Source organism: Streptomyces sp. cf386 (assembly GCF_900103585.1).
Classification (GTDB): domain Bacteria; phylum Actinomycetota; class Actinomycetes; order Streptomycetales; family Streptomycetaceae; genus Streptomyces.
Genome location: NZ_FNHV01000003.1, coordinates 496,525 through 511,569 on the forward strand (window position 1 = coordinate 496,525; position 15,045 = coordinate 511,569).

The 15,045-nt window shown below is 70.6% G+C and carries 16 protein-coding genes and 2 tRNA genes; 5 read left to right on the top strand and 13 right to left on the bottom strand.

Annotated features, from left to right (window positions below; translation table 11 throughout):
* Window positions 1–13 precede the first annotated feature (13 nt).
* Window positions 14–86 (bottom strand) — tRNA-Thr (locus BLU79_RS10165).
* A 285-nt stretch (window positions 87–371) separates the two neighbouring features.
* Here BLU79_RS10165 and BLU79_RS10170 point away from each other — a divergent pair.
* The 3 genes from BLU79_RS10170 to BLU79_RS10180 all read left to right on the top strand — a co-directional run bounded on the left by BLU79_RS10170 (window position 372) and on the right by BLU79_RS10180 (window position 2,871).
* The gene (locus tag BLU79_RS10170; protein ID WP_093905308.1) at window positions 372–1,637 is read left to right on the top strand and encodes an amidohydrolase family protein; all 1,266 of its coding nucleotides are present in this window, start codon (window positions 372–374) and stop codon (window positions 1,635–1,637) included.
* Between the two features lie 182 nt (window positions 1,638–1,819).
* Window positions 1,820–2,476: an SDR family oxidoreductase gene (locus tag BLU79_RS10175; RefSeq protein WP_093905518.1), complete on the top strand. Its 657-nt coding sequence runs from the start codon at window positions 1,820–1,822 to the stop codon at window positions 2,474–2,476.
* Window positions 2,477–2,538: 62 nt separating this feature from the next.
* Entirely contained in the window at window positions 2,539–2,871 is a 333-nt protein-coding gene (locus BLU79_RS10180; protein ID WP_093905309.1) for a nuclear transport factor 2 family protein, read from the top strand.
* Between the two features lie 25 nt (window positions 2,872–2,896).
* On the opposite strand, the gene BLU79_RS10185 is transcribed toward BLU79_RS10180, so the two are convergent.
* Window positions 2,897–3,109, bottom strand: coding sequence for a hypothetical protein (locus BLU79_RS10185; protein ID WP_093905310.1), 213 nt, complete (start codon window positions 3,107–3,109; stop codon window positions 2,897–2,899).
* A gap of 88 nt (window positions 3,110–3,197) precedes the next feature.
* Window positions 3,198–3,279 (bottom strand) — tRNA-Tyr (locus tag BLU79_RS10190).
* 226 nt (window positions 3,280–3,505) lie between these two features.
* Here BLU79_RS10190 and BLU79_RS10195 point away from each other — a divergent pair.
* Complete coding sequence (locus BLU79_RS10195; RefSeq protein ID WP_093905311.1) at window positions 3,506–3,994, top strand: YajQ family cyclic di-GMP-binding protein; 489 nt, start codon at window positions 3,506–3,508, stop codon at window positions 3,992–3,994.
* Between the two features lie 134 nt (window positions 3,995–4,128).
* On the opposite strand, the gene BLU79_RS10200 is transcribed toward BLU79_RS10195, so the two are convergent.
* The gene (locus BLU79_RS10200; RefSeq protein WP_093905312.1) at window positions 4,129–4,395 is read right to left on the bottom strand and encodes a GlsB/YeaQ/YmgE family stress response membrane protein; all 267 of its coding nucleotides are present in this window, start codon (window positions 4,393–4,395) and stop codon (window positions 4,129–4,131) included.
* A 213-nt stretch (window positions 4,396–4,608) separates the two neighbouring features.
* Between BLU79_RS10200 and BLU79_RS10205 the strand changes: the two genes are divergently transcribed.
* Window positions 4,609–5,877, top strand: a complete 1,269-nt coding sequence (locus BLU79_RS10205) for an APC family permease (RefSeq protein WP_093905313.1) — start codon at window positions 4,609–4,611, stop codon at window positions 5,875–5,877.
* A gap of 227 nt (window positions 5,878–6,104) precedes the next feature.
* Here the strand turns inward: BLU79_RS10205 and BLU79_RS10210 are convergent, their stop codons facing one another.
* The 9 genes from BLU79_RS10210 to BLU79_RS10250 all read right to left on the bottom strand — a co-directional run bounded on the left by BLU79_RS10210 (window position 6,105) and on the right by BLU79_RS10250 (window position 15,045).
* Window positions 6,105–6,674 (bottom strand): SMI1/KNR4 family protein, encoded by a 570-nt coding sequence (locus BLU79_RS10210; protein WP_093905314.1) that lies wholly within the window; start codon window positions 6,672–6,674, stop codon window positions 6,105–6,107.
* Between the two features lie 132 nt (window positions 6,675–6,806).
* Complete coding sequence (locus tag BLU79_RS10215) at window positions 6,807–7,202, bottom strand: YccF domain-containing protein (protein WP_093905315.1); 396 nt, start codon at window positions 7,200–7,202, stop codon at window positions 6,807–6,809.
* The gene (gene htpX / locus BLU79_RS10220; RefSeq protein WP_093905316.1) at window positions 7,199–8,062 is read right to left on the bottom strand and encodes a zinc metalloprotease HtpX; all 864 of its coding nucleotides are present in this window, start codon (window positions 8,060–8,062) and stop codon (window positions 7,199–7,201) included. The genes BLU79_RS10215 and htpX overlap by 4 nt, the downstream gene beginning before the upstream one ends.
* 228 nt (window positions 8,063–8,290) lie before the next feature.
* Complete coding sequence (locus BLU79_RS10225; RefSeq protein WP_093905317.1) at window positions 8,291–9,814, bottom strand: NADH-quinone oxidoreductase subunit N; 1,524 nt, start codon at window positions 9,812–9,814, stop codon at window positions 8,291–8,293.
* On the bottom strand, window positions 9,811–11,385 hold the full coding sequence (locus BLU79_RS10230; RefSeq protein ID WP_093905318.1) for a complex I subunit 4 family protein: 1,575 nt from the start codon (window positions 11,383–11,385) through the stop codon (window positions 9,811–9,813). The genes BLU79_RS10225 and BLU79_RS10230 overlap by 4 nt, the downstream gene beginning before the upstream one ends.
* Window positions 11,386–11,391: 6 nt before the next feature.
* Window positions 11,392–13,386 (bottom strand): NADH-quinone oxidoreductase subunit 5 family protein, encoded by a 1,995-nt coding sequence (locus tag BLU79_RS10235; protein WP_093905319.1) that lies wholly within the window; start codon window positions 13,384–13,386, stop codon window positions 11,392–11,394.
* Window positions 13,383–13,772, bottom strand: coding sequence for an NADH-quinone oxidoreductase subunit NuoK (gene nuoK, locus BLU79_RS10240; RefSeq protein ID WP_093905320.1), 390 nt, complete (start codon window positions 13,770–13,772; stop codon window positions 13,383–13,385). Before nuoK ends, BLU79_RS10235 begins: the two co-directional genes overlap by 4 nt.
* Entirely contained in the window at window positions 13,772–14,488 is a 717-nt protein-coding gene (locus BLU79_RS10245; RefSeq protein ID WP_093905321.1) for an NADH-quinone oxidoreductase subunit J family protein, read from the bottom strand. The genes nuoK and BLU79_RS10245 overlap by 1 nt, the downstream gene beginning before the upstream one ends.
* On the bottom strand, window positions 14,485–15,045 hold the full coding sequence (locus tag BLU79_RS10250) for a NuoI/complex I 23 kDa subunit family protein (RefSeq protein WP_093905322.1): 561 nt from the start codon (window positions 15,043–15,045) through the stop codon (window positions 14,485–14,487). Before BLU79_RS10250 ends, BLU79_RS10245 begins: the two co-directional genes overlap by 4 nt.

The following is a 15,045-nucleotide window of genomic DNA, read 5'->3' on the forward strand; positions in this document are numbered from 1 at the left end:
CCTCACACACCAGAGCCCCAATACGGAATCGAACCGTAGACCTTCTCCTTACCATGGAGACGCTCTGCCGACTGAGCTATTGGGGCGAGCGATGAAGACATTACACGCTCGGCTGCCGTTCACCCAAATCCGTTTCGCGGCCCCTCCCTGCGGCCGATCGGCTGACCGCGCAGACGCCTCGCAGGCCACTGCGGCACCGCGGACGGGGCTCCCGTTCGGCGGGCCACACCGGTACGACTATTGCGCTCCTGCACGCCAGGGCCGGATCGCCACCCTAGGCTCGTCTCACTCTGCGTGATCTTGCGTGCCCGGCGCAGTACCCAGCACCGTCCCCGTAGCCCCGACGCGCAGCCCCGAGCCTCTGGAACGCGATGCCCGACAGCCAGCCCCAGCCGCCCCACTCGTCGTCCTCATCGGGCTCGTCCGGACCGGCCGACCCGTCCGCACTGCTGCTGTGCGGGGCACGGCTCACCGACGGCCGGACCGTGGACGTACGGCTGGGCGGCGGGCGCATCGAGGCGGTCGGTACGGCCGGGAGCCTGGCGGGTGACGGCACGCGCGCGTGCAGCGCGCGCGTGGACCTGAGCGGCTATCTGCTCCTGCCGGCCCCGGCCGAACCGCACGCCCACGGCGACACCGCCCTCTCCGCCGACGAGGGCGGGCCGGTCTCGTACGACCCCCACGACGTCCAGCGCCGGGCCACCGAGGCCGCGCTGCTCCAGCTCGGGCACGGGGCGACCGCACTGCGGGCACACGTGCGCGTGGGCGACGTCCAGGGTCTGGGCGCGCTGGCCGCCGTCCTGCAGGCACGTCGTTCGCTGCGCGGGCTCACCGAGTTGACGACGGTGGCGATGCCCCGGCTGCTGACCGGCGTGGCCGGCGCCGACGGGCTCGCGATGCTGCGGGACGCGCTCAAGATGGGCGCTTCGGTGGTCGGCGGCTGTCCCGACCTGGATCCGGATCCGACGGGTTACGTGGAGGCGGTCCTGGAGGTCGCCTCGGAGCACGGCTGCCCCGTCGACCTGCACACCGACGCCACCGACCCGGCCCGCCTGGCCCGCCTCGCCGCGATGGCCGGCGGGCTGCGCCCCGGTGTGACGCTCGGACCGTGCGGCGCCCTGGGACGCCTGCCCGCCCAGGTCGCCTCCCGCGCCGCCGACCAACTCGCGGCAGCCGGAGTGACGGTGGTGTGCCTGCCGCAGGGCGGCTGCGGGGGCGTCGAACGGCGGGCCACGGCGCCCGTACGACTGCTGCGCTCCGCCGGCGTGCGCGTCGCGGCCGGGAGCGGCGCCCTGAGGGACGTATCGAACCCGGTGGGACGGGGTGACCCGCTGGAGGCCGCCTACCTGCTCTCCTCGCGCCATGGGCTGCGTCCCGAGGACTCCTACGACGCCGTGAGCGCGTCGGCGCGTGCGGTGCTGGGCCTGCCGGAGGTGCGGGTGGAGGCGGGCTTCCCGGCCGAACTGCTGGCGGTGCGCGGAGACCGGCTGGCGGGGGCGCTGTCACTCGCGTACAGCCGCATCGTGGTGCATCGGGGGCGCGTGGTGGCACGGACGAGCGCGGTGCGGGAGTACTGCAACTCGGCTGTGGCCGCGGAGTTGGGGTTGCCTCGGCAGGGGCGGGGGGAGCTGTCCTGAGGGGTGGCGTGGATGTGGGTGGAGTGGTGCTGGGGGTCTTTGCACGCCGGGCGCCCACGCGCGGGCGTGCGCCCCATGGACGTAACTGTGCGCCTCTTTAGCATGCGCCACGCACCTTGGACACCTGAGGCGTGGCTGAAGTCGTGCGGCGGATGCGGCCGTCCGGGCGTACGGTCGGAAACATGCGCATTGTCATCGCTGGTGGTCATGGTCAGATCGCGCTGCGGCTGGAGAAGCTGCTCGCCGCGCGCGGGGTCGAGGTCGCGGGGATCATCCGCAAGGCCGAGCAGGGCGACGACCTGCGGGAGGCCGGCGCCGAACCCCTCCTGCTGGACCTGGAGTCGGCCTCGGTCGACGAGGTCGCGGGGCATCTGCGGGGCGCGGACGCGGCGGTCTTCGCGGCCGGCGCGGGGCCCGGCAGCGGGTCGGCCCGCAAGGACACGGTGGACAAGGGGGCGGCGGTCCTGTTCGCGGACGCGGCGGTCCGGGCGGGCGTACGGCGCTTCGTGGTCGTGTCGTCGATGGGCGCGGACCCGGGGCACGAGGGCAGCGAGATCTTCGACGTCTACCTGCGCGCGAAGGGCGAGGCCGACGAGTACGTCCGTGGCCTGGACGCCCTGGACTGGACGATCCTGCGCCCCGGCGCGCTGACGAACGACGCCGGCACCGGCCAGGTACGCCTGGAGGCCCGCACCGGCCGCGGCCCCATTCCGCGCGACGATGTGGCCGCCGTACTCGCGGAGTTGCTCGAGACTCCGGCTACGGCCGGTCTGACGCTAGAACTGATCAGTGGCTCGGCTCCGGTGTCGGTGGCGGTGAAGTCGGTGGCGGGGAACTGAAGTTGGGCGCGGAGGCGTTCTCAGAGGGGGTTCCCGCCGCTCAGGGGGCGCTGTTGCGGCGTATGTACGAGGTCTTCTCGACGGACGAGCGAGAGCCCTTCATGCAACGCTGCCTCGCGCCCGACGTGGACTGGCCGAACGTCCTGGACGGAGTCCGGCTGCATGGTCGCGAGGCGGTACGCGCGTACTGGGCGCGGCAGTTCGCCGCGGGGCATCCCCTCGTACGGCTGGAGGGTCTGCGCCTGGACGCGGACGGCGAGGCGGTCGTGGCGACCGTACGGCCCGGGATGCGCGACACGTCGGGCGAGCGGTGGGCCAAGGAGACGGTCGAGCATGTGTACCGGTTCGGCGGGGACGGGCTGGTGACGCGGATGGATGTACGGGCGGGCGCTTAGGTGCGGGGCCCCGGAGACCGGAACCTCAGAACAGCGGAAGCTGACCGGGGAACTCGGGCACGACGTACCCGTCCAGGGCGGGCTGCGCGGCCCCGAGTTGCGCCAGTCGCCGTGATCCGGGACACGACACGAGCTCCCCGTTCTCCCGCGCGCCGGGCGGATCGTGCCGTGCGAATCGACCGGCGACGACGGCGATCTCACGTCGGCACTCGGGGCAGTTTCTGCGACGCGTCGTCATGACGTTCAGTGTGCCCCGAGCGGGTCCTGGGACGCGAAAACCCCCTCCGCTCTACGTTTCCGCAGATCGGAGGGGGTTTCTCTCAGCGTGGCGGCGCCAGGATTCGAACCTGGGAAGGCTGAGCCGGCAGATTTACAGTCTGCTCCCTTTGGCCGCTCGGGCACACCGCCGGGGTTGCTGCCGTTCGAACCGCTTCTTCGGCGGTGCTCCCTGGCAACGACGTAAACAATACCCGATGGGGAGGGGTGCTTCGCCACCCGATTGATCGCCTCCCGGGGGACCAGGGGTGGCTAGGCTTGTCCGGATGCGGTCCGGGGCCTGCCCCGGACTCGGCGGCCACCCCCACGCCCGCCGATACGCACCCCACACGCACCCCGATACAAGGAGCCACAGGACATGGCCGACTCCAGTTTCGACATCGTCTCGAAGGTCGAGCGGCAGGAGGTCGACAACGCCCTCAACCAGGCCGCCAAGGAGATCTCGCAGCGCTACGACTTCAAGGGCGTGGGTGCCTCGATCTCGTGGTCCGGTGAAAAGATCCTGATGGAGGCGAACTCCGAGGACCGGGTGAACGCTGTCCTCGACGTCTTCCAGTCCAAGCTGATCAAGCGCGGGATCTCCCTGAAGGCCCTGGACGCGGGCGAGCCCCAGCTCTCGGGCAAGGAGTACAAGATCTTCGCGTCGATCCAGGAGGGCATCACCCAGGAGAACGCGAAGAAGGTGGCGAAGATCATTCGCGACGAGGGTCCGAAGGGCGTGAAGGCGCAGGTCCAGGGCGACGAGCTGCGGGTCAGCTCGAAGAGCCGTGACGACCTGCAGACCGTGATCGCCCTGCTCAAGGGCCAGGACTTCGACTTCGCGCTGCAGTTCGTGAACTATCGGTGAGCCACTGACTCACGGGTCCAAACGAACGCACGGTCCGAACGGACTCACGGTCGTAGGAGTACGAGGAAGGGTGGGCGCCCGTCGGCACCCACCCTTCTCGCCTGCTGGCTGCGGTCCTGGGGTGTGCTTATCGCTCAGTTGCGCGAGTGGCCGAACAGGATGCGGTAGGCGATCAGGAGCACGAGCGAGCCGCCGATCGCGGCGGCCCAGGTGGCGCCGTCGTAGAAGTCCGTGGTGATCGGGTGGTCCAACCAGCGGGCCGAGATCCAGCCACCGATGAACGCGCCCGCGACACCGATGATCGTCGTGCCGATGAAGCCGCCTGGGTCTCGGCCTGGCAGCAGGAACTTTGCGATGGCCCCGGCCAACAGCCCCAGGATGATCCAGCTGATGATGGTCATGCCCTGAACCTGCCCTTCCGCGCTGTGCTTTCACTGTCCGAACTGTGTGGCTTCCGTGCGGACAGGCTGTGCCTGGCGCGACGTGCGTGTGCGCTGCGCGCCGCATGCCGCTCGGCACTGAGTCCGGCCCGCGGCGCACCTGTTCGTGCCCTGTTGAGGAAGAGGACGCCACCGCGGCACTCCTCGGTTGCACTGATCAGTAGGGTGCGGCCCATGACGGGCTCCAGTTCTCCCTCGCAGCTGCGGCGCACCCTGGGTGTCGGGGACGCCGTCATCATCGGGCTCGGCTCGATGGTCGGGGCCGGAATTTTCGCCGCCTTGGCGCCGGCCGCGCACGCGGCCGGATCCGGGCTGCTGCTCGGGCTCGCGGTCGCGGCCTTGGTGGCCTACTGCAACGCCATGTCGTCGGCACGACTGGCCGCCCTGTATCCGGCTTCGGGCGGCACGTATGTGTACGGCCGCGAGCGGCTCGGGGAGTTCTGGGGGTATCTCGCGGGCTGGTCATTCGTGGTCGGCAAGACGGCTTCCTGTGCGGCGATGGCGCTCACCGTGGGGGCGTACATCTGGCCGGGGCAGGCACACGCTGTGGCCGTCGCGGCCGTGGTGGCGCTGACCGCGGTGAACTACGGCGGCGTCCAGAAGTCCGCCTGGCTGACGCGGGCGATCGTTGCGGTGGTCCTGGCTGTCCTCGCTTGTGTGGTGGTCGTGTGTCTGGGGTCCGGGGAGTCCTATGCCGGGCGCCTGGACGTTGGGGCCTCGGGCGGCGTGGGTGGGGTGCTGCAGGCGGCGGGGCTGCTGTTCTTCGCGTTCGCCGGGTACGCGCGGATCGCGACCCTGGGTGAGGAGGTGCGGGACCCGGCACGCACCATCCCCCGGGCGATTCCGCTGGCCCTGGGTATCGCGCTGGCGGTGTACGTGTGTGTGGCGGTGGCTGTCCTTTCCGTGCTGGGGGCGGAGGCTCTCGGGGACGCAGGCGCGCCGCTGGCCGACGCGGTGCGGGCGGCCGGGGCGCCGGGACTGGCGCCCGTGGTGCGGGTGGGCGCGGCCGTCGCCGCGTTGGGCTCGCTGCTCGCCCTGATCCTGGGCGTCTCGCGGACGACGCTGGCCATGGCCCGCGACCGGCATCTGCCGGGTGGCCTCGCAGCCGTGCACCCGCGCTTCCAGGTGCCGCACCGGGCCGAGCTGGCCGTGGGTGCCGTGGTCGCGGTCCTGGCCGCCACGGTCGACGTGCGAGGCGCGATCGGGTTCTCCTCCTTCGGTGTGCTGGCGTACTACGCGGTGGCCAACGTGTCGGCCTGGACTCTCGACTCGAAGCCGACCTCACGGGTCGTGCCGGCGGTGGGGCTCCTCGGGTGTGTGGTGCTGGCGTTCTCGCTTCCGGGGGTATCGGTCGTGGCCGGTGCGGGGGTGCTGGTGGTGGGTGTGGTCGCGTACGGGGTGCAGCGGTGGGTGGTGGAGCGGTCGGGTGGGCGGGGGCGGTAGGGCGGTGCAGGGATGAGGATGGGGATGGGGGTCCGCTGGTGAGGGCTGGCGCAGGCTGGGGGTGGCGGGCGTACAGCCGATTGACGCGAAGGAACGACAGCGGGGCGTAATGGCGCACCGGACATCATCAGAAACGCTCGTGGAATCAGCCCTCTCGGCAACGAGCCGTCCGATCAGCGCCCATCAGCGCCCAGCGATCCAGTCGGCAACTGCCGGTTCCCGCCTCCTCAGGACCGCGCCCGAGTCGCCTCTGTCCGTATGCGGAAGTCGGTCCAAGGGGCCATCTCCAGCTCCTCGTTCATCTCCTCGTACCAGCCCGTGCCGTCGGCCCAGGCGCTCAGCCAGTCTCTGAGGCTCGGGGCATCCACGTACCAAGCCGCGTCGGCGTCGTCGGCGTTCGGTTCGAAGAGCAGGACGGTGGCCTGGGGGCTGCGGCAGTCCACGCATGCGTACATCGCGCAGCCCCAGTGGGATATCGGCAGGACGCCCTCGGGCCAGGGCCAGTCGGGGTCCTTGCGGGCGCCCTCGCGGTTGGCGAGGTACTGCATGACGGCGGCGGGCTCGCCGGCCGGAGGGCTGTCGAGCAGGGGCAACAGGCCGTACTCCGGGCCGAATCCGCCGTCTCCTATGCGCAGGTAGAGGTCGGCGAGCAGTGGGGGCAGGCGGAAGCCAAGGGCGGCCTCGGCACGGGCCAGGGTGGCCGCGTCCACGGGCTCGGGGAGCGAAGTCCAGCCCCACGGACGGGTGTTGCGGGCCTTGTCCGCCACCCTCGTCAGCAACTGCTCGTTCTCGATCATGCATTCATGATGCAAGCCGCCACTGACAGTCGGGCCGGCCTGTGGATAACCACCGAGTTGTGGACAACCTCCAGGCGGGGCCTGGGTTCACCGCACCGGTCGGGCCAGGGCTGACTGCCCCGGCCCGCTCGGCTACCAGCCTGACGCGAACGGCTGGTCCGTCGACACGATTTCGCGGCCCAGCGGGAACAGCGACACCGGGATCAGCTTGAAGTTGGCGATGCCGAACGGGATACCGATGATCGTGACGCACAGCGCGATGCCGGTGACGATGTGGCCGATGGCCAGCCACCAACCCGCGAGGATCAGCCACAGGACATTGCCTATGCAGGAGGGCGCTCCGGCGTCGCGGCGCTCGACGGTCGTGTATCCGAAGGGCCACAGGGCGTAGATGCCGATACGGAAGGCCGCGATGCCGAACGGGATGCCGATGATGGTGATGCAGAGCAGGAGGCCCGCGAGCATGTAGGCGAGGAACAGCCAGAAGCCGCTCAGGACGAGCCAGATGACGTTGAGGATGGTCTTCACTGTGGGGGGCCTGCCATCTTTTCGAGCCGGGCGATACGGTCCGCCATCGGCGGGTGGGTGGAGAACATTTTGGAGAACCCCTGACCCGGACGGAAGGGGTTCGCGATCATCATGTGGCTGGCGGTCTCGATGCGGGGCTCCGGGGGCAACGGGAGTTGCCTGGTGCCGAGCTCGAGCTTGCGCAGGGCGCTGGCCAGGGCGAGCGGGTCGCCGGTGAGCTGGGCGCCTGACGCGTCGGCCTCGTACTCCCTGGAGCGGCTGATGGCCAGCTGGATGAGCGTGGCGGCGAGCGGACCCAGGATCATGATCAGCAACATGCCGAGAAGGCCGGGGCCGTCGTCGTCATCGGAGCGGCCGATCGGAATCAGCCAGGCGAAGTTGACCAGGAACATGATCACCGAGGCGAGGGCGCCGGCGACCGACGAGATCAGGATGTCTCGGTTGTAGACATGGCTGAGTTCGTGGCCGATGACACCGCGCAGTTCGCGCTCGTCGAGGAGGCGCAGGATGCCTTCGGTGCAGCACACGGCGGCGTTGCGCGGGTTGCGGCCCGTCGCGAACGCGTTCGGCGCCTCCGTCGGGGAGATGTAGAGGCGGGGCATGGGCTGGCGGGCCTGGGTGGAGAGGTCGCGGACCATGCGGTAGAGCCCCGGAGCCTCGAACTCGCTGACCGGGCGGGCGCGCATCGCGCGTAGCGCCAGCTTGTCGCTGTTCCAGTACGCGTACGCGTTCGTGCCCAGCGCGATCAGGACCGCGACGACGAGCCCCATGCGGCCGAAGAAGCTGCCGATGAGGATGATGAGTGCGGACAGTCCCCCGAGGAGGACTGCGGTCCTGAGCCCGTTGTGCCGGCGGTGCACGGTACGCCCTCCAAGTGGTGCGGCAGGGGAACCCTTTGCTGGTCGATCTCCGGTGCCACTGGTGCCGTGGTGTCACGTCCAGTGGACCCTTCCGTACTGGTCAACGCCAGGCGAGGGCCACGGGTTCCCTGGTGCGGACGGCGGCGGGCGTGGGCCGTCCGAGTGAAGGCGCCGGCACGCGCGCGGGGGCGTGGGTGCGTCACGCGCGCGTGCGGAATGCGCCAGGGCTCAGAAGAGTCCGGTGTCGGCGAAGCGCAGGATCAGCTGAGGCGCTCCGGACAGGGCGACGGCGATGACGCCGGTGAGGGCCATCGTGGCCGTCACGGGGGCGGGGACAAGGTGCTTGACGGGCTCGCCCTCGGGGGCACGGAACAGCAGGGCCGTCCACTGCAGGTAGTAGTACAGCGCGATCACGACGTTGACGGCCATGATCACGGCCAGCCAGCCGAGGCCCGCGTCGACGGCGGCGGAGAAGACGGTGACCTTGGCGAACAGGCCGATGATGCCCGGCGGGAGTCCGGCGAGGCAGAGCAGGAAGAAGGCCAGGATCAGGGCGGACAGCGGGTTGCGCGCGTACAGGCCGCGGTAGTCGCTGATGCGGTTGAGGGGCTTCGTACGGCCGACGAGTGCGGCCACCGCGAAGGCGCCCAGGTTCACGGCGGCGTACATGAGGGCGTAGGCGACGGTGGAGCCGATGGACCGCTCGGCGTCGTCGGAGTACGCGGCCGCGGCGATCGGCACCAGGAGGTAGCCGGCCTGGCCGACGGAGGACCAGGCGAGCAGGCGTACCGCGCTGTAAGCGCGCGTGGCCTGCTGGCGCAGGGCACCGACGTTGCCGACGGTCATGGTGAGTGCGGCGAGCGCCGCGAGGGCGGGGCCCCAGACGTCGGCGTAGGACGGGAGGGCGACGACCGTGACGAGGATCAGGCCGGTGAAGCCGACCGCCTTGCCGACGACCGACAGGTAGGCCGCAACCGGCAGGGGCGCCCCCACATAGGTGTCCGGCACCCAGAAGTGGAAGGGCACGGCGGCCGTCTTGAAGGCGAAGCCGACCAGGGTGAGAACGACTCCGGTCTGGGTGAGGATCTCGAGCTGTCCGTCGACGTTCTGGATCCGCTCGGCGATCTGCGTGAGGTAGAGGGTGCCCGTGGAGGCGTACACGAAGCTGATGCCCATGAGGCTGACCGCGGTCGCGGTGACCGAGGACAGGAAGAACTTCAGGGCCGCTTCGGAGGACTTGCGGTCGCCGTAGCGCAGGCCGACCAGCGCAAACGCCGGGAGAGAGGCGACTTCCAGGGCGACGATGAGGGTCGCCAGGTCCCGGGAGGCGGGCAGGAGGGCTGCTCCGGCAGCAGAGGAGAGCAGCAGGAACCAGAACTCCCCTTCGGGGAGTCCCTTGTTGGCGTCTTTGAGGGCGGTGACCGAGAGGAGGGCCGCGAGGAGGGCGCCGCCGAGGACCAGGAACTGGATGACGAGCGTGAAGCGGTCGGCCGTATAGCTGCACACGCCGGGGTCGCCGGTGAGGCAGAAGGTGGAGCGGTCGCCGTCCAGGAGGGGCAGCAGCAGGAGCGCGGCGGCGGCGAGGCCCAGCACGGACGTCCAGCCGAGCAGGGCTTTCTTGTTCTCCGCGACGAACAGGTCGGCGACGAGGACCACGAGTGCCACGACCGCCGCGATGGTGGGCGGCGCGATGGCGAGCCAGTCGACGGACTGGACCAGCGACTCGGCCACGGGCTGGGCCAGGGAGCTCATCGGGTGCCTCCTGCGAGGAGCTGCTGCACGGCCGGGTCGGTCAGACCGAGGAGAACCTTCGGCCACAGTCCGGCGACGACGGTGAGGGCGACGAGCGGCGTCCAGGCCGCGAACTCGTACGTCTGGATGTCGGCGAGCTTCGGGGCTTCCTGCGGTACGGCGCCCATGCAGACGCGGCGGACCACGACGAGCAGGTACGCGGCGGTGAGCAGGGTGCCGAAGGCGCCGATCGCCATGAAGGTGAGGAAGGCCGGGCGGCTGAGGCCGGGGGCAGGGTTGAACGCACCGAACAGCGCGAGCATCTCGCCCCAGAACCCGGCGAGGCCCGGCAGCCCGAGCGAGGCGACCGCTGCGAACGCGAGCAGGCCACCGAAGCGCGGGGCCTTGCCGTACAGCGCGGCGCCTGTCGTCTCGGCCAGGGCATCGAGGTCGGTCGTGCCCGTACGGTCCTTCAGCGCGCCTACCAGGAAGAAGAGCAGGCCGGTGATGAGGCCGTGGGCGATGTTGGCGAACAGGGCGCCGTTCACGCCGGTCGGCGTCATCGTGGCGATGCCGAGCAGGACGAAGCCCATGTGGCCGACGGAGGAGTAGGCGATGAGGCGCTTGAGGTCGCCCTTCGCGCCCCGCTTGGCGAGGGCGAGGCAGGCCAGGGATCCGTAGATGATGCCGACGACGGCGAAGGCGGCGAGATACGGCGCGAAGTCGGCGAAGCCGTCGGGGGTGATCGGCAGCAGGATCCGGACGAACCCGTACGTTCCCATCTTCAGCAGCACGCCGGCCAGCAGGACCGAGCCGACGGTCGGCGCGGCGGTGTGGGCGTCGGGCAGCCAGCTGTGCAGCGGCCACATCGGCGTCTTGACCGCGAGCCCGATCCCGATCGCCAAAACGGCGATGACCTGCACGGATGCGGTCAGTGACCGGCCGTTGTCAGTGGCGAGTGCCACCATGTCGAATGTGCCCGCCTTGATTCCGATCAGGAGCAGGCCGAGCAACATGACCACGGAGCCGAGCAGGGTGAAGAGGATGAACTTCCAAGCTGCCGCGGCCCGGCCCTCGCCGCCCCAGCGGGCGATGAGGAAGTACATCGGGATCAGGACCATCTCGAAGGCGAGGAAGAACAGCAGCAGGTCGAGGACGGCGAAGGTGGCGAGGGTGCCGGACTCCAGGACCAGCAGTAGTGCGACGAAGGCCTTCGGGGTCGGGCCCGAAGGCATCTTGAAGTACGAGTAGAGCGCGCAGAGGAAGGTCAGCAGCGCGGTCAGGACCAGAAGGGGGAGGGAGATGCCGTCGATGCCGAGGTGGAGGCGCACGTCGAGTGCGGGGATCCAGCTGATGTCCGTGCTGGCCTGCATCTTCGAGGGCTGGTCGTGGTCGAAGCCGAGCGCGAGGACGATCGCGGCGATGAGGACGGCGCCGGTGACGGTGACACCGTGCCGGAGCACGGCCTGCTCGGGCGACTTCCCCTTCAGCCCGGGCGGGGCGGGCAGGAGAGCGGCGGCCGCGCCGAGGAGCGGGCCGACGACGACGAACGCCAGAAGGAACTGCATCACGGACTCGTTGATATCGATCACGCCTGCTCACGCTCCCGTGGCGACGAGGACGGCGGCGACCGCGAGGACGACGGTGCCGGCGAGCAGCGCGCTCACATAGGTCTGCACATTGCCGGTCTGGGCGCGCCGGACGGCGATGCCGAGCCAGCGGGGTAGGGCCCCCGCGCCGCGCACGTAGGTGTCGACGACCTCGCGGTCGAGGAACCGGACGAGACTCGCACCGGCCTGGACCGGGCGGACGAACAGCGCCTGGTACACGGCGTCGAGGTGGAAGCCGACGGCGGCGTGGCGGTGCAGCGGGCCGAGCAGGAGTCGGCCGGGGTCTGCCGGGTCGGGTGCGTAGGCCACTCCCCCGTACACGGGCGCGTGGCCGGCGATGGCCTCGGCCTCGACCTGGGCGGCGTCGCCTTCGGGGTGGGCCGCAACTGCACCCAGCGGGACGCGGGCGGCTACGCCCGTGGTGTGGCGCCAGGCCGCGTAGGTGACGATGCCACCGATGAGGGCCACGCCCGTGCCGAGGACGGAGGTGGCGAGCGTCGGGGTGAGGTCGCGGCCGTCGAACCACGCGGGGAGCACACGGTAGGCGAGCGCCCCGGCGGCGAGGGACGGGGCGGCGAGCACCCACAGCACCACGGTCATCGTCAGCGGCTGCCTGCCGTGGTCGGGGGCCTCGGCACCCCGGCCGCGGAAGGCCAGCAGCCACAGGCGCATCGCGTAGGCGGCGGTGAGCAGGGCCGTGAGCAGACCGGCGACGAGGACGAGCCAGCCCGCGGCGCCGGGGACGCGCTCGGCGTGGCCGGTGGCGACGTGCTCGGCGGCGCCGAGGACGGACTCCTTGGAGAAGAAGCCGCTGAACGGCGGGATCGCGGCGAGCGCGAGGAGCGCCACGGTCATCGTCCAGTAGGCGTCGGGGACGCGGGCGCGCAGGTCCTTCATGCGGGACATGGCGGCCAGCGAGTTGGTGCCGGCGGCATGGATGATCACGCCCGCCGCGAGGAACAGCAGCGCCTTGAAGGCGCCGTGCGAGAGGAGGTGGAAGACGGCAGCACCGCGGTCGGCGACGGCGAGGGCGCCGGTCATGTAGCCGAGCTGGCCGATCGTCGAGTAGGCGAGGACGCGCTTGATGTCGTCCTGGGCGAGCGCGGCGAGACCCGAGCCCACCATCGTGACCGCGGCCATCACGGCGAGGACGATCATCGCGGCCTGGGAGGCCTCGAAGACCGGGAGGAGACGGGCGACGAAGTAGACACCGGCGGCGACCATCGTCGCGGCGTGGATCAGCGCGGAGACGGGCGTCGGGCCAGCCATCGCGTCGGGAAGCCAGGTGTGCAGCGGGAACTGCGCCGACTTGCCGGCCACGCCCGCGAGGAGCAGCAGGGCGATCAGCGTCGGGTGGTCGAGTCCGCCGCTCGCGACGGTGCCGAGGACCTTCGTGATGCGGAAGGACCCGGCGTCGGTGGCCAGCGCGAACAGACCGATGAGGAAGGGGACGTCACCGAGCTTGGTCACCAGGAAGGCCTTGATGGAGGCGGCGCGGGCCTCCGAGGTCTCCCAGTAGTGGCCGACCAGGAAGTACGAGCAGATGCCCATGATCTCCCAGCCGACCAGCAGCACCATCAGGTCGCCGGAGTAGACGACGAGCAGCATCGCGGAGGTGAACAGGGAGACGAGCGCGGCGTACGAGGGATAGCGCGGGTCCTCGCGGAGATAGCCCGTCGAGTAGATCTGCACGCAGGTCGCGACGACGCCGACCAGGACGGCGACGAGGGCCGCGAAGCCGTCGATGTACAGCGCGAGTTCGATCGGCACCGACCCGGTGGGCGTGAGTTCGGTGGCGGCATTGATCGCCTGGTCGCCGCCCTGGCGCAGGGCAACCACGGCGGCGAGCACGAGGGACGCGAGCGTCGGCAGGACGGCGAGCGGGCGGACGAAACCGGGGGCGGTGCGGCCCAGGAGCAGACCGGCCGCGGCGCCGAGGAACGGGAGGAGGGGGACGAGTACGGCGAGGGTGGTCGTGGTCACGCGGTGGCCTCAGCCTTCTCGGCCTGCGGGGCCGTGGAGGCGTCGCGGTCGGGGCCGTCGGTGTCGTGGCTCTCGGCGGTGTCGCGGAGCTTGTCGATGTCCGAGGTGCCGCGGTTGCGGTAGACGGCGAGGACGATCGCCAGGCCGATGCCGATCTCGGCGGCGGCGATGGTGATGGTGAACAGGGTCAGAGCCTGACCGGAGTGCAGGGTCTCCTCGGCGGTCTTGCTGAGCCAGACGTCGAAGGCGACCAGGTTGAGGTTGACGGCGTTGAGCATCAGCTCGACCGACATCAGGACCAGGATCGCGTTGCGGCGGGCGAGGACGCCGTACAGGCCGGTGCAGAAGAGGAGGGCGGAGAGTACGGCGGGATAGGCGAGGTGCATCAGCGGGCCCCTTCCTGCTCGGCCGGATCAGTTCCCTCGACCGGCTCGTTCCGCCCGATCGAGTGATTACCGGAATCCGGGACAGATGGGGAACCACCGGTCACGGCACGGGAGTTCACAGAGAGAGAGCCCGATTCCGTCTTCGCCTTGCGGGACAGGACGATCGCGCCGACCAGGGCGGTGAGGAGGAGGACGGAGAGGGCCTCGAAGGGGAGGACCCAGTTCTGGAAGAGGCTCTCGCCGGTGGCCCTGGTGGAGCCGGTGGCGGGGCCATCGAGGTCGATCCAGGTCGCGCGGAAGGCGTCGACGACCACCCAGATCAGGGTGGCCGCGGCGGCGACGGCCACGGTGAGGGCGGCCCAGCGGTTGCCGGAGTCGGCGTCCGGGGAGCGGCCGATGGGGGCCTTGGTGAGCATCAGACCGAACAGAAGGAGGACAACGACGGAACCGACGTAGATGAGGACCTGCACCCAGGCGATGAACTCGGCGGTGAGCAGGAGGTACTCGACGGCGAGGCCGCCGAGCGTGACCACCAGCCACAGGGCGGCGTGCACCAGCTGCCGGGTGGTGACGGTGATCAGCGCGGCGCCGAAGGTGACCAGGCCGACGAGGAGGAAGGCGATCTCGACTCCGGTCGGGGAGAGGAAGCCGTGGGTCTGGTCGGCTGCCGTGATCGTGGCGTGCGCCGCTGTGGCGCCGGCTGCGACGAGGCTCACGACTCTCCCTCCTGCGGTTCGGCCGGCTCGGCCTGGGCGGCGGCCAGCTTCTCGGCGGTCTTGCGGGCGGCGGCGATCTCCTTGGGCTCCTCCGCGCCGGGGTCGAGGGCGGGCGGGGCCGGGACGGTCCACATCCACTCGCGGAGCTTGTCGCGTTCGTGGGTGAGGTCGTGGATGTCGGTCTCGGCGTACTCGAACTCCGGGGACCAGAACAGGGCGTCGAAAGGACAGACCTCGATGCAGATACCGCAGTACATGCACAGGGAGAAGTCGATGGCGAAGCGGTCCAGGACGTTGCGGCTGCGTTCACGGCCACCGGGCGTCGCCGCCGGGACGGTCTCCTTGTGGGAGTCGATGTAGATGCACCAGTCCGGGCACTCGCGGGCGCAGAGCATGCAGACCGTGCAGTTCTCCTCGAACAGGCCGATCACACCGCGGGTGCGGGGCGGGAGGTCGGGCTGGGCGTCCGGGTACTGCGCGGTGACGGACTTCTTCGTCATCGTGCGGAGGGTGACGGCCAGGCCCTTGGCCAGGCCACTACCGGGGATGGGGGCCAT